General features: G+C 68.3%; 19 protein-coding genes and 1 tRNA gene. 11 read left to right on the top strand and 9 right to left on the bottom strand.

Features of this window, described 5'->3' with window-relative positions; all coding sequences use genetic code 11:
• Positions 1-97 precede the first annotated feature (97 nt).
• Positions 98-1,066, bottom strand: coding sequence for a GAF domain-containing protein (locus LC039_RS05050; RefSeq protein WP_226621970.1), 969 nt, complete (start codon positions 1,064-1,066; stop codon positions 98-100).
• A gap of 490 nt (positions 1,067-1,556) precedes the next feature.
• Here LC039_RS05050 and rpsA point away from each other — a divergent pair, with 490 nt between their 5' ends.
• The 5 genes from rpsA to LC039_RS05025 all read left to right on the top strand — a co-directional run bounded on the left by rpsA (position 1,557) and on the right by LC039_RS05025 (position 5,800).
• Positions 1,557-3,233: a 30S ribosomal protein S1 gene (gene rpsA / locus LC039_RS05045; protein WP_226621969.1), complete on the top strand. Its 1,677-nt coding sequence runs from the start codon at positions 1,557-1,559 to the stop codon at positions 3,231-3,233.
• A 182-nt stretch (positions 3,234-3,415) separates the two neighbouring features.
• On the top strand, positions 3,416-4,105 hold the full coding sequence (locus LC039_RS05040; RefSeq protein WP_226621968.1) for a gamma-glutamylcyclotransferase: 690 nt from the start codon (positions 3,416-3,418) through the stop codon (positions 4,103-4,105).
• A 266-nt stretch (positions 4,106-4,371) separates the two neighbouring features.
• Positions 4,372-4,653 (top strand): integration host factor subunit beta, encoded by a 282-nt coding sequence (gene ihfB, locus LC039_RS05035; RefSeq protein WP_226621967.1) that lies wholly within the window; start codon positions 4,372-4,374, stop codon positions 4,651-4,653.
• A gap of 5 nt (positions 4,654-4,658) precedes the next feature.
• Positions 4,659-5,009, top strand: coding sequence for a lipopolysaccharide assembly protein LapA domain-containing protein (locus tag LC039_RS05030; RefSeq protein ID WP_226621966.1), 351 nt, complete (start codon positions 4,659-4,661; stop codon positions 5,007-5,009).
• Between the two features lie 122 nt (positions 5,010-5,131).
• Positions 5,132-5,800 carry a phosphoribosylanthranilate isomerase gene (locus LC039_RS05025; protein WP_226621965.1) on the top strand — a complete coding sequence of 223 codons (669 nt, stop codon included), beginning with the start codon at positions 5,132-5,134 and terminating at the stop codon, positions 5,798-5,800.
• A 164-nt stretch (positions 5,801-5,964) separates the two neighbouring features.
• Here the strand turns inward: LC039_RS05025 and ykgO are convergent, their stop codons facing one another.
• Complete coding sequence (gene ykgO / locus LC039_RS05020) at positions 5,965-6,090, bottom strand: type B 50S ribosomal protein L36 (protein ID WP_008884645.1); 126 nt, start codon at positions 6,088-6,090, stop codon at positions 5,965-5,967.
• Between the two features lie 80 nt (positions 6,091-6,170).
• Positions 6,171-6,245 (bottom strand) — tRNA-Val (locus LC039_RS05015).
• Positions 6,246-6,404: 159 nt separating this feature from the next.
• On the opposite strand from LC039_RS05015, the gene LC039_RS05010 reads away from it, so the two are divergent.
• Positions 6,405-7,265 carry an N-formylglutamate amidohydrolase gene (locus LC039_RS05010; RefSeq protein ID WP_226621964.1) on the top strand — a complete coding sequence of 287 codons (861 nt, stop codon included), beginning with the start codon at positions 6,405-6,407 and terminating at the stop codon, positions 7,263-7,265.
• Positions 7,266-7,360: 95 nt separating this feature from the next.
• On the opposite strand, the gene LC039_RS05005 is transcribed toward LC039_RS05010, so the two are convergent.
• Positions 7,361-8,008, bottom strand: coding sequence for an RluA family pseudouridine synthase (locus LC039_RS05005; protein ID WP_226621963.1), 648 nt, complete (start codon positions 8,006-8,008; stop codon positions 7,361-7,363).
• Positions 8,009-8,135: 127 nt separating this feature from the next.
• Positions 8,136-9,308, bottom strand: coding sequence for an acetyl-CoA C-acyltransferase (locus LC039_RS05000; RefSeq protein WP_226621962.1), 1,173 nt, complete (start codon positions 9,306-9,308; stop codon positions 8,136-8,138).
• Positions 9,309-9,594: 286 nt separating this feature from the next.
• Here LC039_RS05000 and LC039_RS04995 point away from each other — a divergent pair, with 286 nt between their 5' ends.
• Together LC039_RS04995 and LC039_RS04990 are read left to right on the top strand one after the other, a co-directional pair.
• Positions 9,595-9,969: an STAS domain-containing protein gene (locus LC039_RS04995; protein ID WP_226621961.1), complete on the top strand. Its 375-nt coding sequence runs from the start codon at positions 9,595-9,597 to the stop codon at positions 9,967-9,969.
• A gap of 69 nt (positions 9,970-10,038) precedes the next feature.
• Positions 10,039-10,494, top strand: a complete 456-nt coding sequence (locus LC039_RS04990; RefSeq protein ID WP_226621960.1) for an ATP-binding protein — start codon at positions 10,039-10,041, stop codon at positions 10,492-10,494.
• An 802-nt stretch (positions 10,495-11,296) separates the two neighbouring features.
• On the opposite strand, the gene LC039_RS04985 is transcribed toward LC039_RS04990, so the two are convergent.
• The 4 genes from LC039_RS04985 to LC039_RS04970 all read right to left on the bottom strand — a co-directional run bounded on the left by LC039_RS04985 (position 11,297) and on the right by LC039_RS04970 (position 14,840).
• Complete coding sequence (locus tag LC039_RS04985; protein ID WP_226621959.1) at positions 11,297-12,667, bottom strand: glutamate--cysteine ligase; 1,371 nt, start codon at positions 12,665-12,667, stop codon at positions 11,297-11,299.
• Positions 12,668-12,733: 66 nt separating this feature from the next.
• The gene (locus tag LC039_RS04980) at positions 12,734-13,261 is read right to left on the bottom strand and encodes a hypothetical protein (RefSeq protein WP_226621958.1); all 528 of its coding nucleotides are present in this window, start codon (positions 13,259-13,261) and stop codon (positions 12,734-12,736) included.
• Positions 13,258-14,115 (bottom strand): GNAT family N-acetyltransferase, encoded by an 858-nt coding sequence (locus LC039_RS04975; protein ID WP_226621957.1) that lies wholly within the window; start codon positions 14,113-14,115, stop codon positions 13,258-13,260. Before LC039_RS04975 ends, LC039_RS04980 begins: the two co-directional genes overlap by 4 nt.
• A complete protein-coding gene (locus LC039_RS04970; protein WP_226621956.1) occupies positions 14,112-14,840 on the bottom strand; it encodes a 16S rRNA (uracil(1498)-N(3))-methyltransferase in 729 nt (242 codons plus the stop codon). The genes LC039_RS04975 and LC039_RS04970 overlap by 4 nt, the downstream gene beginning before the upstream one ends.
• A gap of 12 nt (positions 14,841-14,852) precedes the next feature.
• On the opposite strand from LC039_RS04970, the gene ubiA reads away from it, so the two are divergent.
• The 3 genes from ubiA (at position 14,853) to LC039_RS04955 (ending at position 18,201) form a co-directional block, all read left to right on the top strand.
• The gene (ubiA, locus tag LC039_RS04965; protein ID WP_226621955.1) at positions 14,853-15,821 is read left to right on the top strand and encodes a 4-hydroxybenzoate octaprenyltransferase; all 969 of its coding nucleotides are present in this window, start codon (positions 14,853-14,855) and stop codon (positions 15,819-15,821) included.
• Between the two features lie 62 nt (positions 15,822-15,883).
• Positions 15,884-17,875 (top strand): OmpA family protein, encoded by a 1,992-nt coding sequence (locus LC039_RS04960; RefSeq protein WP_226621954.1) that lies wholly within the window; start codon positions 15,884-15,886, stop codon positions 17,873-17,875.
• Positions 17,872-18,201, top strand: a complete 330-nt coding sequence (locus LC039_RS04955) for a hypothetical protein (protein WP_226621953.1) — start codon at positions 17,872-17,874, stop codon at positions 18,199-18,201. Before LC039_RS04960 ends, LC039_RS04955 begins: the two co-directional genes overlap by 4 nt.
• Positions 18,202-18,526: the final 325 nt, after the last annotated feature.

The following is an 18,526-nucleotide window of genomic DNA, read 5'->3' as shown; positions in this document are numbered from 1 at the left end:
AACTGTCTCAGCGGTGAGACAGGTGAGACGGGTCAGACAGGTGAGACGGGGGAGATGGAAGATGCCGGTGCCTCGCAGGCGGTCCCGGGCACGGCGCCTATTGCGACAGCCCCAGTTTCTTCATCCGCCGGTAGAAGGTCGCCCGCCCGACGCCGAGGGTGCGCGCGGCCTCCGAGACATTGCCCCTGGCGCGCGCCAGCGCGCGGACCATGGCAGCCCGTTCGGCGCGCTCGAACCCCGAGGGGCCATCCTCGCGGCCGAAGAGATCGCTGGCCGGGCGTGCGACCAGCGGCCCGCTGCTTTCCAGGCCGAAGGACCGGCGCGCGGCGCGGGTGGCGCCCTGCACCAGGTCGTCGCCGTCCACCGCCAGCAGCACCGAGGCCTCGCTCTCCTCGGCGTCGGCGGTGATGATCCGCGCCTCGGGGAAGGCGGCACGGAAGGTGTCGGCCTCGATCTGCCGGGCGGTCTGGGCGACCATTGCGGCGATCAGCCGGTTGAAGGCCTCGGTCTGGTCGGCGCGGGCCGAGGAGACATCCAGCGCGCCGATGAGCTCGCCCTCGGGGCCGAAGATCGGCGCGTCCATGCAGCTCATCGCGGTGTTGCGGGCGTGGAAATGCTCGTCGCGGTGAATGACCACCCGCCGCGCCTCGGCGATGCAGGTGCCGATGCCATTGGTGCCCTCGGAGGCCTCGGACCAGTCCGAGCCGGGGCAGAGCCCCCAGGCGCGGAACACCCCGAGATCGCCGGAGCCGGCGCGCAGGTCGAGCACCACTCCCGCGGCATCGGTGAGCAGCACGCCGCAGCCCGAACTGCCGACCATCTGGTAGAGCGCGTCGAGCTTCGGCGCGGCGATGTGCAACAGGCGCTCGGCCTGCTCGCGCCGCTCGGAGAGCGCCTGGTCGGTGATCCGGTGCACGCCGTCCTGCCGCGCCGGGTCGAGCCCGTGGTGCGCCAGCGATCGCCGCCAGGAGGCGGCGAGCCGCGAGCGGGCGGCGGCGGCGGGGTCGGTGGCCGTCTCGACGACGCGGGCCGCGTGGCGATCGGCTGAGGGCCGGGATTGGGTCATGCGGGTGTCCTCCGAGGGGAAACGATACAGCAAAGCGCGCCGACGCCAACTCTCTCCTTCGTGGCAGGCCGGAAACGCAGACCGGCGCGGAGGGCATTCGGCCACGCCCCGCGGGCACCCGGTGCGAATAGAGGGGGCTCTGCCCCCGCCGCTGCGCGGCTCCCCCGGGATATTTCGGTCTAGACGAAGGGCGCGACCCGCAGGCGCGTCGAAGGGCTTCTTCTCTTTCCAAATACGCCCGCCGGAGGCCGAACACGGGCGGCGGAGCCGGCGTGGCAGGGCGCCGCCGCGCCTTCGGCCTTGATCTGCGGGGCGTGCGGGGCTATATCGCGCGCGTCAAGCAAGGCAATCAACGCCGCGGACATAGAGACGGGCAGGGTCGGACCACCGGCCCTCTTTGTCATATGCGGAGCGCCCGAAAGACCAATCCGAAGACCGGTGGAGACAACCACCCGGCCAGCAAAATCGATGTAAAGGACATATAAGCCACATGGCAAACGCAACCATGGAGGAGTTCGAAGCCCTCCTTTCCGAAAGCTTCGAAATGGACACCCCCGAAGAGGGGTCCGTTGTTAAAGGCAAGGTCATCGCGATCGAAGCGGGCCAGGCCATCATCGACGTCGGCTACAAGATGGAAGGCCGCGTCGAGCTGAAAGAATTCGCAAACCCCGGCGAAGCCCCCGAGATCTCGGTCGGCGACGAAGTCGAGGTTTACCTGCGCGCAGCAGAAAACGCCCGCGGCGAAGCCGTGATCAGCCGTGAGATGGCCCGCCGCGAAGAGGCATGGGACCGTCTCGAGAAGGCCTACGCCGACGACGCCCGCGTCGAAGGCGCGATCTTCGGCCGCGTCAAGGGTGGCTTCACCGTCGACCTCGGCGGCGCCGTGGCCTTCCTGCCCGGCTCGCAAGTCGACGTCCGCCCCGTGCGCGACGCCGGCCCGCTCATGGGTCTCAAGCAGCCGTTCCAGATCCTCAAGATGGACCGTCGCCGTGGCAACATCGTTGTCTCGCGCCGTGCAATCCTCGAGGAATCGCGCGCCGAGCAGCGTGCGGAAGTCATCGCCAACCTCACCGAAGGCCAGACGGTCGACGGCGTGGTCAAGAACATCACCGAATACGGTGCGTTCGTTGACCTGGGCGGCGTCGACGGCCTGCTGCACGTCACCGACATGGCATGGCGCCGCGTGAACCACCCGTCCGAGATCCTGTCGATCGGCGAGACCGTCAAGGTCCAGGTCATCAAGATCAACAAAGAGACCCACCGTATCAGCCTGGGCATGAAGCAGCTGCAGGAAGATCCGTGGGATCTGGTGGCCGTGAAGTACCCGCTGAGCTCGGTGCACACCGGCCGCGTGACCAACATCACCGACTACGGCGCCTTCGTGGAGCTGGAGCCGGGCGTCGAAGGTCTGGTTCACGTGTCGGAAATGTCCTGGACCAAGAAGAACGTCCACCCGGGCAAGATCGTGTCGACCTCGCAGGAAGTCGACGTCATGGTTCTCGAGATCGACCCCGCGAAGCGTCGCGTGTCGCTCGGCCTCAAGCAGACCATGCGCAACCCGTGGGAAGTGTTCTCCGAGACCCACCCGGAAGGGACCGAGGTCGAGGGCGAGGTCAAGAACATCACCGAATTCGGTCTGTTCATCGGCCTGCCCGGCGAGATCGACGGCATGGTTCACCTTTCGGACCTGTCGTGGGATCAGCGCGGCGAGGAAGCCATCCAGGAGTACCGCAAGGGCGACGTGGTCAAGGCCGTTGTCACCGAAGTGGACACCGACAAGGAGCGCATCTCGCTCTCGATCAAGGCACTCGGCGGCGACAAGTTCGCTGACGCGGTTGGCGGCGTGAAGCGCGGCTCGATCGTGACCGTCGAAGTGACCGCGATCGAAGATGGCGGCATCGAGGTGGAATACGAAGGCATGAAGTCCTTCATCCGCCGCTCCGACCTGTCGCGTGACCGCGCAGAGCAGCGCCCCGAGCGCTTCTCGGTCGGCGACAAGCTCGACGTCCGCGTCACCAACATCGACAGCAAGACCCGTCGTCTGGGCCTGTCGATCAAGGCACGCGAGATCGCCGAAGAGAAAGAGGCCGTGGAACAGTACGGTTCCTCCGACTCCGGCGCATCGCTGGGCGACATCCTCGGCGCAGCTCTGAAGCGCGACGAGTAAGCCTTGCGCTTGCAGGATTGAGGAAGGCCCCGGGAGACCGGGGCCTTTTTCGTTTGCGCGGGCGCCTCGGGCCGCCCTGCTGCCCGCTCTTGCGGCAGAGGTCGGCGCGGCGGTGCACAGGGGGCTGTGCAGGGCGCCCCGGTCCCTTGCGCCCGGTGGCCCCGGGTGACGATATGCACATCATGGATACCGATCTTCATCTTACCGAGGCGCACGTGACCCGCGTGTTCCGTGACATTCCCGAAGGCGATGACGCCGCGCATTGGGGCTGGACCCGGCTGGACGATGCCGCGATCTCCGCCAAGGCGCGCGAGATCCTCGCGCAGCGCCCCGAGGGGCCGCTCCAGGTCTTCGCCTATGGCTCGCTGCTGTGGAAGCCGGAGTTCCGTCCCGTCGCCTCGCGGCCCGGCCGGGCGCTTGGCTGGCACCGCGCCTTCTGCATTGAGCTCACCTCCTGGCGCGGCACCCCCGAGGCGCCGGGGCTGATGATGGCGCTGCTGCCGGGCGGCGATTGCACCGCGCTGCTGCAGGAGATCGCCGAGGCCGAGGTCGAGGCCGCGATGGAGGCGCTGGTGCGCCGCGAGATGCCCTACGAGGAGCTTGCCTCCTCCTACGCCTGGGTCGAGGTGGAGGCCGAGACAGGCCCGGTCCGCGCGCTCACCTTCTATGCCCCGCCAGCGGGCGAACGGCTGCGCACGGACCTTACGCTCGAGGAGACCGCGGCGATCATCGCGCGGGCCTGCGGCCATGCCGGTTCGAACACCGAGTACCTGCACCGGACGGTGACCTCGCTGGCGGCGCAGGGCATCCACGACGCGAATCTCTGGCGGTTGCAGCAACTTGTGGCGGCGGAGATCGACGCGCTGGACTAGGCGGCGCACGCGGGGCCGCATGGGGCGGCTCCGGGCGCGCTTTGGGCCATTGCGCGGCGCGAATCGCCGCCTATCCTTTGGCATAGCCGCGATGCAGCAATGGCGCCTCGGATGGGTCCAGGCGGGTCCAGACCGGCATGAAGCCGCGCAATACGCTGCTTTTCATGGGTTTTTCGGCGATTCGCGCGGTTTCCGTTTGGCGAGAGCCCGGCATTGGTCGTACAACGGAGTAAGCCGCTGAAAACGCGATATAGGGATGGACGAGGATGATCAGATCGGAATTGATCCAGAAGATCGCGGAGGAGAACCCGCATCTCTACCAACGAGACGTCGAGAGGATCGTTAACACGATCTTCGAAGAGATCACCGCCGCCATGGCCCAGGGCAACCGGGTCGAGCTGCGCGGTTTCGGGGCCTTCTCCGTCAAGCAGCGGGATGCTAGGCAGGGGCGGAACCCCCGCACCGGCGAAGCCGTTGACGTCGAGGAGAAATGCGTGCCGTTCTTCAAGACTGGCAAGCTCCTGCGGGATCGACTGAACGGGAAGTGACCTCGATGAAATACATTCGCTACGCCTTCTGGGCCGTCCTGGCCGTGGTGCTGATCTGCGTCTCGCTGGCCAACCGCGGCCCGGTGACGCTCAACCTGCTGCCCAGCGACATGGCCGAGCTGCTGAACTTCCAGTACTCGGCGACCGTGCCGGTGTTCATCGTCATTCTTGGCGGGATCATCGCCGGGCTGCTGATCGGCTTCGTCTGGGAGTGGCTGCGCGAGCACAAGCACCGCGCCGTGGCAGCGCAGCGCAAGACCGAGGTGAAGCGCCTCGAGCGCCAGCTCAAGAAGACCCAGGACGAACGCGACAAGGACAAGGACGAGGTTCTTGCGATCCTCGACCAGAGCGCCTGAGCGGCGCTTCGTGTTGCATCGCTGGGTAGACGGGAAGGGGGCGCGAGCCCCCTTTTGCTTGCGCTCGTGTCTGTCGGGGATATTTACGCGGTAGGAACTGCTACGCGAGCTGGAGGGCCGACATGGACATTCAGGTGAAGATTTGCGGGCTGCGCACGCCACAGGACGTGGCCGTCGTGGCCGAGGCCGGGGCGCGCTACGCGGGCTTCGTCTTCTTCCCCAAGAGCCCGCGTGCGGTGGATGTGGCGCAGGCGCGCAGCCTGGCGCTTTCCGCGCCCGTGGGGCTCGCCAAGGTGGCGCTTGTGGTGGATGCGGGCGACGCTCTGCTCGACGAGATCGTCGCGGAGGTGCCGCTCGACATGCTGCAGCTCCACGGCCGCGAGAGCGTGGAGCGGGTGCAGCAGATTCGCGCCCGCTACGGGCTGCCGGTGATGAAGGCGGTGGGGGTCTCCTCTGACGCCGACCTGCCCGCGCTGGAGGCCTATGGCAAGGTGGCGGACCAGCTGCTGGTCGATGCCAAGGCGCCGAAGGATTCGGTGCTGCCGGGCGGCAACGGGCTGGCCTTCGACTGGCGGCTTGTCGCCGGTCGCCGCTGGCCGGTGCCGTGGATGTTGGCAGGTGGGCTGACGCCGGAGAAAGTGGGCGAGGCGGTGCGGCTCACCGGGGCGCGCCAGGTGGACGTCTCCTCGGGTGTCGAGAGCGCGCCCGGCAAGAAATCGCCGGAGCTGATTCGCGCCTTCGTCCGGGCGGCGCAGGCGGCGGGGGCGGAGCCCGCCGTGCCGCGGCTCTGATCCTTGGCCTGCATAAGGACAAAAGAAAAAGCCCCGCAGAGCGCGGGGCTTTTTCTTTGGGCCGGTTTCAGGTGGGCGCGGCGGCCCTCAAGAAAACAGGGCCAGAAAAGCAAAAAGGCCACCCAAGCGGGCGGCCCTCAGCCGGATCAAGTCCTGCGCTTCGTTTAGCCCTGACGGGCCTTGAAACGGCGCTGGGTCTTGTTGATCACATAGACGCGGCCCTTACGACGCACGACGCGGCAGTCGCGATGGCGCTGTTTGAGCGAGCGGAGCGAGTTTGCGACTTTCATATCAAGTCTCTCCTCTTTCGCGGCGCGCGAGCGCCTGGCGTTGCGTTGTGCCCCGGGACGTATCCCGAAGCGGTGAATAATGGTGGGCGGTACTGGGATCGAACCAGTGGCCACTACGATGTCAACGTAGTGCTCTACCGCTGAGCTAACCGCCCGTATGGCCTGCGCTTTTCTTTGCTTTCGCTCCGTTTCCCTCTGGCGAGGTCCGCGGTGAGCAGCGCCGGTGGAGGGCTCTATAAAAGGAGTCGGAGGGGGGATCAAGGGCTTTTGGCAGAAATAGGAATTAGGCTATCGTGTTTCTGCAAGGAGCCCGTATGCCCAAAGTCGCGTATCACCTCGATCTGCCTGAAACGCCCAGTTCGGCGGTGGTTTTCGCCTCTCCACACTCGGGGCGCGACTATCCGTGGAGCTTCCTGCGCGGCACGATTCTCGACGAGACCTTGATTCGATCGTCCGAGGACGCCTTCGTCGACCGGCTTTTTGATTGTGCACCGCAATTCGGCGCGCCGCTTTTGCGGGCCGGGGCGCCGCGCGCCTTCCTCGACCTGAATCGCGCCTCGGACGAGCTCGATCCGGCGTTGATCGAAGGGGTGCGCCGCACCGGGCACAACCCGCGCGTGGCCAGCGGGCTCGGGGTGGTGCCGCGGGTCGTGGCCAACGGGCGCGCGATCTACAGCGGCAAGCTGCCCCTCGCCGAGGCAGAGCGGCGAATCGGACTTTACTGGAAGCCCTATCACAGCCGGCTGCAGGCGCTGCTCGACGCGGCCAAGGGGCAGTTCGGGGAATCGATCCTGATCGACTGCCACTCGATGCCGCACGAGGCGGTGGAGAGCGTGCTGCGCAAGGGCGGCGCGCGGCCGCAGATCGTGCTGGGAGACCGTTTCGGCGCCGCTGCGGCGCCGGAGATCGTCGAGCTGGTGGAGCAGGCCTTCACCCGGGCCGGGCTGGTGGTGGCGCGCAATGCGCCCTTTGCCGGGGCCTTCACGACGATGCACTACGGCCGCCCCTCGCGGCGTCAGCACGCGATCCAGATCGAGATCGACCGGGCGCTCTACATGGACGAGGCGGCGATCCGGCCGAACGGCAATTTCCACGCCTTCCGGAAGCTGCTGCGCGGGGTGATCGCCGAGGTTGCCGCCATCGGCCACCGAGAGCAGCGCCTGGCGGCCGAGTGATCCCGTTCCGCGGCAGCGCGGCCTGCGCATCCGGCGGGGATTTTTTCACCTGGAAGAGACGATGACGCAGAAACGACCGACGCCGCGCTCTGTCCTCAGAAGGGGGCGGGGGCGCGGAACTTGTGGCCGAGGCCACCGTCGGGGTGGCGCAGGCGCAGTTCCTCGGCGTGCAGCATCATGCGCGGGTAGTTCGCCGCGGTTTCGGGCGCGTAGAAGGGGTCGCCGAGAATCGGGTGACCCTGCGCCAGCATGTGCACCCGCAACTGGTGGCTGCGGCCGGTGAGCGGCATGAGGTGCACCCGGCTTTCCTCCTCGCTGGCCTTGATCACCCGCCAGTCGGTCTGCGCCGGCTTGCCGGTCTCGTGGCAGACCATCTGCTTGGGCCGGTTCGGCCAGTCGACGATCAGCGGCAGGTCGATATGGCCATTCTTCGGCTCGAGCTTTCCGGCGACCCGGGCGAGGTAGGTCTTCTTGGTGCGGCGGTGCTCGAACTGCTGGCCGATGTGGCGCTGCGCGTGCGGCGTCAGGGCAAAGACCATGACGCCCGAGGTGTCGCGGTCGAGCCGGTGCACCAGCAGCACCTGCGGGAAGGCCTGCTTGAGGCGCTCGATCAGGCAGTCGGCCAGCTCCGGGCCCTTGCCGGGCACCGAGAGCAGCCCGGCGGGCTTGTCGACCACGAGGATCTCGTGGTCCGCGTGCAGGATCGGGATCTCGCCCTGCGGAGGATTGTAATCAGCGCTCATGGGGCGTGCTCATGGCAGGCGGCGGTGCTGGCCGCAAGGGGCTGCACCGCCGCAGGGCGGCGCGGTAGGAGGCCGCAGGGCGGGGCGGTGGGGCGCTGGCAGGCGGCCCAGAGCCGCCCGGGATCGCTCAGAGCCGTTCGATGGCGATGGTGGTGCCCTCGCCGCCGCCGATGCAGATCGCCGCCACGCCGCGCTTCAGGCCGCGGGTTTCCAGCGCGTTCAGCAGGGTGACCATGATCCGCGCGCCCGAGGCGCCGATCGGGTGGCCGAGCGCGCAGGCGCCGCCGTTCACGTTCACCACGTCGCGCGGCAGGCCCATCTCCTTCATGAAGGCCATGGGCACCACGGCGAAGGCCTCGTTCACCTCCCAGAGGTCCACGTCCGAGAGCTTCCAGCCGATGCGCTCGAGCAGCTTGCGGGCGGCGGGAATCGGCGCGGTGGGAAAGAGCCCGGGGGCCTGGGCGTGGCTGGCGTGGCCGAGGATGCGGGCGCGGGGCAGGGCGCCGGTCCTTTCCACGTTGGCGAGGGTGGTCAGCACCAGCGCCGCGGCACCGTCGGAGATCGAGCTGGAGTTGGCCGCCGTCACCGTGCCGCCGGGCCGGAAGGCCGGTTTCAGGTGCGGGATCTTCTCGGGCCGGGCACGGGCGGGCTGCTCGTCGCGGGTGATCACCTCCTCGCCGGTGCGGGCGTGCACGGTGACCGGGGCGATCTCGGTCTCGAAGGCGCCGCTGCGCTCGGCGTCGAGCGCGTTCGAGAGCGAGGCCAGCGCGTAGTGGTCCTGCGCCTCGCGGGTGAACTGGAAGGCCTCGGCGCAGTCCTCGGCGAAGGTGCCCATCAGGCGCCCCCTGTCGTAGGCGTCCTCGAGCCCGTCGAGGAACATGTGGTCGACCACCTCGCCGTGGCCGAGCCGCGCGCCGCCGCGCATCTTCGGCAGCAGGTAGGGCGCGTTGGTCATGCTCTCCATGCCGCCCGCGACCATCACCTCGGCCTGGCCGAGCGCCAGCCGGTCCCAGGCCATCATCGCCGCCTTCATGCCCGAGCCGCACATCTTGTTGAGCGTGGTAGCCGGGACCTCCTCGCCGAGCCCGGCCTTGAAGCCGGCCTGCCGGGCCGGGGCCTGGCCCTGTCCGGCGGGCAGCACGCAGCCCATCAGCAGCTCGTCGACCGCCGGGCGTCCGGCCTCGGACAGGGCCGCGCGGATCGCCGCGCCGCCAAGCTCGGCGGCGCCGAGCCCGGACAGCATCCCCTGGAACCCTCCCATCGCGGTGCGCGCGGCACCGGTTATCACCACATCCTGCATGCTCTCTCCTCCCACGGATACGGCACCTGAATACCGAATGGTAAGGATTGCCGTCTAGCTTGCCGAGAATATGGGCGCTTGTCGGGGCTTGGGCAATGCACAGGGGCGCTCCGCGTGCCGTTGGCGCTGGTCCGGGGCCCGTCTGAGCGCGGACGCCTTTCCGGGGTCTTTCCGGGGTCGGTCGCCTTTCGGGGACTGTCGCGGTTCGTGGAAGACGCGGTTCGGCGAAAGACACGGTTCGGGGAAAGACACGGCTCGGGAAAGACACCTGTCAGAGGTAGCACACATGAAACTGACGTGCCGGGGAACGGAGCCGCAGGTGATCACCGTCGGTGCGCCACGCATCGACGCAGCGGCGGCGATCCAGTTCAAGGATGCCATGCGCGCGGCGCTGTTGCCGGAGGCGCGCAGGGTGATCCTCGATCTTTCGGCGGTGGAGTTCATCGATTCCAGCGGTCTCGGTGCGATCGTTGCAGTGAAGAAGTCTATGGCGCCCGGCCAGCAGCTGGACCTCGCTGGGCTGACGCCAATGGTGGACAAGCTCTTCCGGCTCACCCGGATGGAAACGATCTTTGTCCTCTTCCCGACCTTGGCCGCGGCGGAGGCCTCGGCGCTGTCCGAGCCGGCGCTCCGCTTCGGCTCGGATGCGCCGGGCCACTGATCAGGGATGGCGGCGATGGCTCTCAGTTCCGCAAAGAGGAGCGATAACCAGCACCCGCTATGCCCCGAGATGACTCTGGAGATCGGCAGCTCACCGATGGACGTGCGCCGGGCCCTCGTCCGGGCGACGGAGGCGCTCGTTCGCGGCGGATATGGCCCGCAGTTCAGGGGGATCGTGGAACTGGTTCTGGCCGAGGCATTGAACAATATCGTCGAACACGCCTACGCGGGGCAGGGTGCGGGGCGCATCCAGGTCCGGCTGCTGGAGCTGCCCGGCGCGATCTGCCTGCAGCTCCGCGATCGTGGGGCGCCCATGCCGGGTCTTGTCCTGCCCGAGGGGAGGCTGAAACCTCTGGGGCACGATGGCGATCTGCCGGAGGGCGGCTTCGGTTGGTACCTGATCCGGCGGCTCGCCTCGGAGGTGAGCTATCGCCGCGACGCCGGCGAAAATATCCTTGAGATCGCGGTGGCGCGCGAGCCTGAGTGCGCAGCGGAGGGTTCCGGCGGGTCCGACAGGCTGCGCTGATCGTGCCGCCGGGCGGTGCGGGGGCAGAGGCGCGATTCGGAGAACGCGGGCCAGAGCTCTCCATTCGGCCGCGCGCTCGTCGCAGAGGCGGCGGGTGCTATCCTGGGTGCAAGGGTGCAAGGGTGCAAGGGTGCAAGGGTGCAAGGGTGCCAGGGAGACATCCGGGCGGCATTCTCGCAGACCGCGCCTTAGTGGGGTCTTATTGGGTCCGAATTCCCGCCATTGTCTTCATGCAAGAGAGAGGCGCGTCGGCGTGGGACTCCCCGCGCCATTGCGCAGGTGCGTCACGCGATGGGCGCGGGAGGCGCTTGGTCGCTCGCGGCAGAAATCCCGAAAAATCTTGCGGCTAGACGGACAGGCCTCTTTGTGGGCGATTTCCTGCTGCTCCGGCGGGCTTTTGAGCGGCCCCTTGCCGATCCGTGAAAATCCACCTGGCCTGCTGCACGAAGGCCGCAGGCGTTCCTTAGTCTCGCCCGATTTCCGGAGGATAACTTGAGATGTAGCTGCATATGGCTTCCCTCGGCGCCACGCCGTTTCAGCCCCCACCCAGTGCGTGGCGTCGAGGAACTTGAAGCTGCAGCACCGCCCCCGCATTCCCCTTCAAAAATCGCCGACACTGCTATTGCCGACGCCGCACCCGTGTCGCTAGTCGCAGGGCAGGCTCTTGTCAGCCGTCGTCTTGGCGCAGCGTTGTGCGCCACAGCCCTCCGCAGCAGCGTGAGAGGTCGCCAGGCGCAGGGCGCAAACGCAAACCGCCCGGTCGTCGGACCGGGCGGTTTGATTTTCTGGTCGTGGCGGAACGTCAGTAGCTGTAGGCGCCGTAGATCTTCGACAGGTCGCCGCCCCAGTCGCCCTCGTAGTGCGCCAGCATCTCGTCGGCCTGCACGGTGCCGCTCTCGACGCTTTCCTTCAGCGCGTTCAGGAAATGCGTCTCGTCGGGCAGCAGCCCGCCGGCGCCGGGCCGGGCGCGCGACTTGAGGCCTGCCTCGGCGATCTCCAGCACCTGCGCCGCGAGGTCGTGCATGCGGATGCCGCCCACCTCGGCCTGCAGCGCCTGCTCGGAGGCGGCGACGCGCAGACCCTGGCGGGTCTCGGCGTCCCAGCCCTTCACCAGGTCCCAAGCGGCGTCGAGCGCGCCCTGGTCGTAGGTCAGCCCGACCCAGAAGGCGGGCAGAGCGCAGAGCCGGCGCCACGGGCCGCCATCGGCGCCGCGCATCTCGATGAACTTCTTCATCCGCGCCTCGGGGAACAGCGTGGTCAGGTGGTCGGCCCAATCCGAGAGCGTCGGCTTCTCGCCCGGCAGGGCGGGCAGGCGGCCCGCCATGAAGTCGCGGAAGGACTGGCCGAGCGCGTCGATGTACTTGCCGTCGCGGTAGACGAAGTACATCGGCACATCGAGCGCGTATTCCACGTAGCTCTCGAAGCCGAAGCCCTCGTCGAAGACGAAGGGCAGCATGCCGGTGCGCGCGTCATCGAGGTGACGCCAGACGTAGGAGCGGTAGCTCTTCATGCCGTTCGGCTTGCCCTCGAGGAAGGGCGAGTTGGCAAAGAGCGCGGTGGCCACCGGCTGCAGCGCCAGCGCCACGCGCATCTTCTTGATCATGTCCAGCTCGGAGCCGAAGTCGAGGTTCACCTGCACCGTGCAGGTGCGCCGCATCATCGTGGTGCCGGTGGTGCCGACCTTGCCCATGTAGGCGTCCATCAGCTTGTAGCGGCCCTTGGGCATGAGGGGCATTTCCTCGTGCGTCCACTCGGGCGCGGCACCAAGGCCGATGAAGCCCACGCCGATCTCGTCGGCGATGCCCTTTACCTCGCGCAGGTGCTCGTTCACCTCGTCGCAGGTCTGGTGGATGGTCTCGAGCGGGGCGCCGGACAGTTCCAGCGCGCCGCCGGGCTCGAGCGAGACGTTCGCGCCGTCCTTGGTCAGTCCGATGAGATTGCCGCCCTCGTTGACCTCGGCCCAGCCGTGGCGGTCGCGCAGCCCTTCCAGCACCGCGCGGATCGAGCGCGGCCCGTCGTAGGGAAGGGGCTCATGGGTGTCGGTCAGGTAGCCGAACTTCTCGTGTTCGGTGCCGATGCGCCAGTCGTCCTTGGGCTTGATGCCGTCTTCGAGGTACTCGCCAAGCTGCGCGTGATGCTCGATCGGCCCGCCGCCGGATTGAGGGATGGACATAGCTGGGCTCCGATCTTGATCGCCTTGGGTGTCGAGCGTCAGGGATGGGCGGAACCGAAGCCCTTGTCAATGCAGACGGAGGACGTGGTTTTGTGCGCTGGCGCGCTGCCAGATGAGCACCGGTGCGGAGCCGCCCGCCTGCATCTTCGAGAGCATCCGCTCGGTCTGCAGCCCCGGCAATTGCGCAAAGACGTCGAAGAGCTGGTCCGAGCCTTCCGCGTTGAGCGGGATCGCCAGCGTCGTGCCGTCCTCGCTGCGCAGCAGCCAGTGCGGCGGCCTCGCGGTCGGATCGAGGGTGAGGGCGGTGAGGCTGGAGAAATCGGCGAACCCGCCGGTGAGCGGGCCGAAATAGCTGATCCGCCCTTCCACGACCTGCACCATGCCCGGCCCGCCGGTGCCGGTGCGGAAGCGCGCGCGCTGCACCCCGGCGAAGGTCAGCGCCGCACCGGCCAGCGCCACGGCCCAGCCGATCAGCCCCAGCAGCCCGCCGGTGAACAGCGCCCAGTAGAGGCCGAGCGCCATGGTTCCGACGCCCGCCAGAACCTCGCGCCAGCGGATCAGGGTCGCCTTGGCCTCGGGACGCAGAAAGCTCATGCCTCGGCCCTCGCTGCCTGCGGGCTGTGCGGGATCGCGACACGGTAGCCGCCGATGTGCGTGAATCCGATGGCCTCGTAGGCGCGCGCCGCAGCCGGGTTGTTGGCGAAGAGCACGGCGGTGCGGATGCCGCGCGCGCGCGCTTCGCAGAGCTGGGCGTGGACCACGCGCCGGGCCCGCGCGCCGTTGCGCAATGCGCGCGGCACGAAGACGCCGCCGAGCTGGACGATATCGGCGACCTCGGCGTTGAAGTCGCTCATGGCGACGGCGGTGCCGTCCTCGATCATCAGGCGCAGCGCGGGGCGGGTGAGGCTCTGCGCGGCGCGCGCGTGCGCGGCATCGCGTCCGGCCTCGCCGCTGCCGCCGATGCCGGTGTCGACGCCGTAGTCGAAGAACCACTCGGCAAGCAGGTCGACGTCTCGGGGCTCCGGGCGGCGCAGCGTCTCGGAACTGGGCGCGAGCGTCGCGAGGTCGAGCCGGTAAAGCGGTTCGACGTGGTTGAGACGAAAGGCCCCCGGGCCGAGGCCCATGGCCTTGAGCAGCGCGGCGGAGGCCTCCGGCGCACCGGTGACCGCGGCGACGGGCAGGTCGGCGATCTCTGCGGCATAGGCGCGGAACACCTCCGTCGGCGCGTCCGGCGCCTGGCACATGACGTCGCCTTTGGTGGTGCGGCCGAAGGCGGCGCGGATCGGGCCGGTCTCGGGCCAGATGTGAACGGTGGTGGCATAGGGATGCGTGCTGTCGCCCAATCCGGCGATCGCGATATTGCCGCGCAGGAACATCGAGGTCTCGGCGTGCTGCGACAGGAAGGCCTCGAGCGCCGCCGCATCGCCGGGCAGAACGCGGCGGATCACGCCCAGTCCCCGCAATGCGCCTGCCAGAGGGTCAGCGCCGAAACTGCCGCCGTGTCGGCGCGCAGGATGCGTGGGCCGAGGGCGATGGCCGTGGACTGCTCCATGCCGTGCAGCTTGCTGCGTTCCTGCTCGGAGAAGCCGCCCTCGGGGCCGATCAGAACGGCCCAGGGTGCGGGCTCCCCGGACAGCGCGGCGGCATAGTCGGTGCCACCCCCGGCGGAGGCCTCGTCGCAGAACAGCAGGCGGCGGGTGTCCCATTCTGCCAGCAGGCGCTCTAGCTTCTGCAACTCGGCGACTTCGGGCACGAAGGTGGCGCCGCATTGTTCGGCGGCTTCGACCGCATGGGCCTGCAGCCGGTCCTGCCGGATGCGCTCGGAGTTGGTGAAGGCGGTCTGCACCGGCACGATGCGCCGCACGCCCAGCTCCACCGCCTTCTCGACGATGAAATCGGTGCGCGCCTTCTTGATCGGCGCGAAGAGCAGCCAGAGATCGGGCGGCGTGCCCTGCGGGCGGGTCTGCGCGACGCAGGTGAGCGTGCCCCCCTTCTTGCCGGCCTCGGAGACCTCGGAAAGCCATTCGCCGTCGCGCCCGTTGAACAGGGCGACCGGCGCGCCGACCGGCAGCCGCATCACGGAAAAGAGATAGTGGGCCTGCTCCCTCTCGAGAGCGACCGGTTGTCCCGCGCCCAGCGGGTCGTCTACATACAGGCGTACCTTAGCAGTCATGAGGCGGACCATATGACCCATCCCGGCGCAGCGCCAGATCCCGAAGGACAGGTTTCCGACGCCGTCCGCGGCAACTGGGTGGATCACCATGCCCCGGCCTGGAGCCGCCCCTACCTGCGCCTCTCGCGCGCCGACCGGCCGATCGGCACGTGGCTGCTGCTGCTGCCCTGCTGGTGGGGTCTGCTGCTGTCGATGGTGGCGGACGGGCAGGCGCGCTGGTTCGACCTGTGGATCTTCGTCGGCTGCGGCATCGGTGCCTGCCTGATGCGCGGCGCCGGCTGCACCTGGAACGACATCACCGACCGCGACTTCGACGGTTCGGTGGCGCGCACCGCCTCGCGCCCGATCCCCTCGGGGCAGGTGAGCGTGAAGCAGGCGCTGGCCTGGGCGATCATCCAGTGCCTGATCTCCTTTGCGATCCTGCTGACCTTCCCGCCGATGGCGATCCTGATGGGCGTCGTGGCCCTGGGCCCGGTGGCGATCTACCCCTTTGCCAAGCGCTTCACCTGGTGGCCGCAGGTCTTCCTCGGCATCGCCTTCAACTGGGGCGCGCTGCTGGCCTGGACGGCGCATAGCGGCAGTCTCGGCTGGCCCGCCGTGGCGCTGTATTTCTCGGGCATGGCCTGGACGCTGTTCTACGACACGATCTACGCCCACCAGGACAAGGAAGACGACGCGCTGATCGGGGTGAAATCCACCGCGCGCCTGTTCGGCGACGACCGGACGCCGGCGATGCTGGCCCGCTTCCTGGTGATCTCGGTCGCGCTGATGGGGCTCGCGGTGGTGCTGGCCGCGCCGCGCGGCGAGATCCTGCAACTGGTGATCCTGATCGCCGGACCTTGGGCCTTTGGCTGGCACATGATGTGGCAGATGCGCAAACTCGACGTGAACGACAATGGCGTATTGCTGAAGCTGTTCCGGGCCAATCGCGATGCCGGTCTGCTGCCCGTGCTGTTTTTCGCCGTCGCCCTGTTGGCGTGATTGCGCCGACCCGAGGGCGGGCGTATCAGAGATGAAAATATGATCAAGAAAGGGACGCATTGATGCGCCTTTCCGGCTATCTCCTTCCGGCCACCGCCTTTGCTGCCGCCGCCGCGCTCTGCGTCGGCACCGCCGTCTTCTCTATGCAGATGGTCGAAAAAGCCTCGCGGCAGGATGTCGCCGACGCGCTGACCCGCGATGGGCAGAGCTGGGCCGAGGTCGACGTGAACGGCTTGCAGGTCTTCCTGATCGGCACCGCCCCCGACGAGGCGGCGCGATTCCGCGCGATGACCGTGGCCGGCTCGGTGGTGGATTCCGCGCGGGTGATCGACCAGATGCTGGTCGCCGACGCCGAGGCGATCGAGGCCCCGCGCTTCTCGATGGAGATCCTGCGCAACGAGTCCGGCATCTCGATCATCGGGCTGGTTCCCGGAGAGACCGACCGCGAGCGGCTGCTCGGCGTTTTGTCCGAGATGACACAGGGCGACCAGCAGGTCGCGGACCTGTTGGAAGAGGCCGATTTCCCGCGTCCTGCGGGCTGGAACGCCGCCGTCGATTTTGCCGGTCGGGCGCTCGAGGATCTGCCGCGCTCGAAGATCTCGGTCTCGGCGGGCCGCGTGCACATCAAGGCGATGACCGACAGCGAGGCCTCGCGGCGCGAGCTCGAGCGCAGCCTGCGACGCCGGGCCCCGAACGGCATCGAGCTGACGCTGGACCTCTCGGCGCCGCGCCCGGTGATCTCGCCCTTCACCCTGCGCTTCCTGATGGACGAGGAGGGGCTGCGCTTCGACGCCTGCTCTGCCGACACCGAGGCGGCGCGGAAGCGTATTCTCGAGGCTGCGGCCAACGCGGGCTTCGAAGGCAACGCCAACTGCCGCCTCGGGCTCGGCGTGCCGTCGCGCCGCTGGGGCGAGGCCGGGGCCATGGCGATCGCGGCGGTGCAGGACCTGGGCGGCGGCGCGGTGACCTTCTCCAACGCCGATGTTTCGCTGGTGGCGCCCGAAGGCACCGACCAGGGGCTCTTCGACCGGGTGGTGGGCGAGCTCGAAGCCGCGCTGCCGCAGGTCTTCGCGCTGCATGCCACGCTGCCGGAGGCACCGCAGGACAGCGATCAGGGCCCGCCGGAGTTCACCGCCACGCTCTCGCCCGAGGGCTCGGTGCAGCTGCGCGGCCGGATCAACTCCGACCTCGCGCGCGAGACCGCGGACAGCCTGGCCAAGGCGCTCTTCGGCTCGGAAAGCGTCTATACCGCCGCGCGTGTCGTCGAGGGGCTGCCGACCGGCTGGTCGGCCCGCGTGCTGACCGGGCTCGAGGCGCTGGGATACCTGAGCAACGGCGCGCTGCGGGTGACCCCGGATCTGGTGCGGGTCTCGGGCAATACCGGCAACCAGGATGCCAATGCCGAGATCGCCGGGCTGCTGACGGACAAGCTGGGCGATGGCGCCGACTTCGAGATCGACGTCACCTACCAGGAAAAGCTCGACCCCGAGCTGGGCATCCCCACCCCCGAGCAATGCGAGGCGCAGATCGTCGAGATCATCGGCGACCGCAAGATCAGCTTCGAGCCGGGCTCGGCCAATCTCGACGCCTCGGCCAAGGACATCATGGACGAGCTGGCCGAGCTGCTGAAGCTCTGCGGCGACATCCCGCTGGAGATCCAGGGCCACACCGACAGCCAGGGCCGCGAGTCGATGAACGAGGCGCTGAGCCGCGACCGCGCGCAGTCGGTGCTCGATGCGCTGCGCAACCGCCGCGTGCTGACCTCGAGCTACCGCGTGAAAGGCTATGGCGAAACCATGCCGATTGCGGATAACAGTACCGAAGAGGGCCGCGAGGCGAACCGCCGGATCGAATTCAAGCTGGTCCGTCCGGAGCCGACCGAGGAAGAGCCGACGGCGCTCGAACAGATCGAGCAGGAAGGCGCCGAGACGGCGGATGACGCGGGCGCAACCGGCGACGCGGGCACCTCGGAAAATAGTGACGCCGCGCAGGACGACGCGGCGCAGGACGAGGCAGAGACGGGCGAGACAGCCATGGAAGGGGCAGAAGAATGAACCGGACGGAATTCGTGATCGCGACGGCGGTCATCCTCTTCGTGGCCTTCTGCATGGGATGGTTCGCCAACTGGCTGGTGCACCGCTTCAAGCGGGTCGCTCAGGCCGATGTCGACCAGCTCGAGAAGATGAGCCGCGAGCTGCACGAGGCCGAGGAGACCCGCGACCAGGCGATCACCTACCTGCAGCAGCGCGAGGCCGAGCTGACCAACCAGCTGGCGCAGACCGAGGCCGAGCTCTCGGCCGCCATGGAGGGTCTGCGCGAGGCCCGGCACGAGGCCGAGGATCTGCGCGGCATGCTCGAGCGCAAGAAGGGCATGGCCTGAGCGCCCACAGCTTCCGGCCGTGATGCAAGGCGGGGCGGGGCCTCGCCTTTTTTGCATTGAAGAGGGGGCGCTGCCCCCGCCCTTCGGGCTCCCCCGGGATATTTCTGCCTAGGCGAAGACTTGGGGCGAACCTTTGCGGGTGTCTGGTGGCGGCCTGCTCCGGGCGGTAGACGGCCCCACCTGATGCTCCAAAATTTTAGATGAAATCGAGACAATCTCGCGCAGGCCTGCTTGCTGTTGCGCAAGCCGAGCCCTGTTCGGGGGTGGCGCCTTAAAGTTGTCGCATCTTGTCCCTATCCGGACTTACTTCTGGGCGCAGACCGGC

This window comes from Alloyangia pacifica (assembly GCF_020524285.1).
In the GTDB taxonomy this organism is placed as follows: Bacteria; Pseudomonadota; Alphaproteobacteria; order Rhodobacterales; family Rhodobacteraceae; genus Salipiger; species Salipiger pacificus_B.
This window is presented reverse-complemented; position numbering and strand designations above follow the sequence as displayed.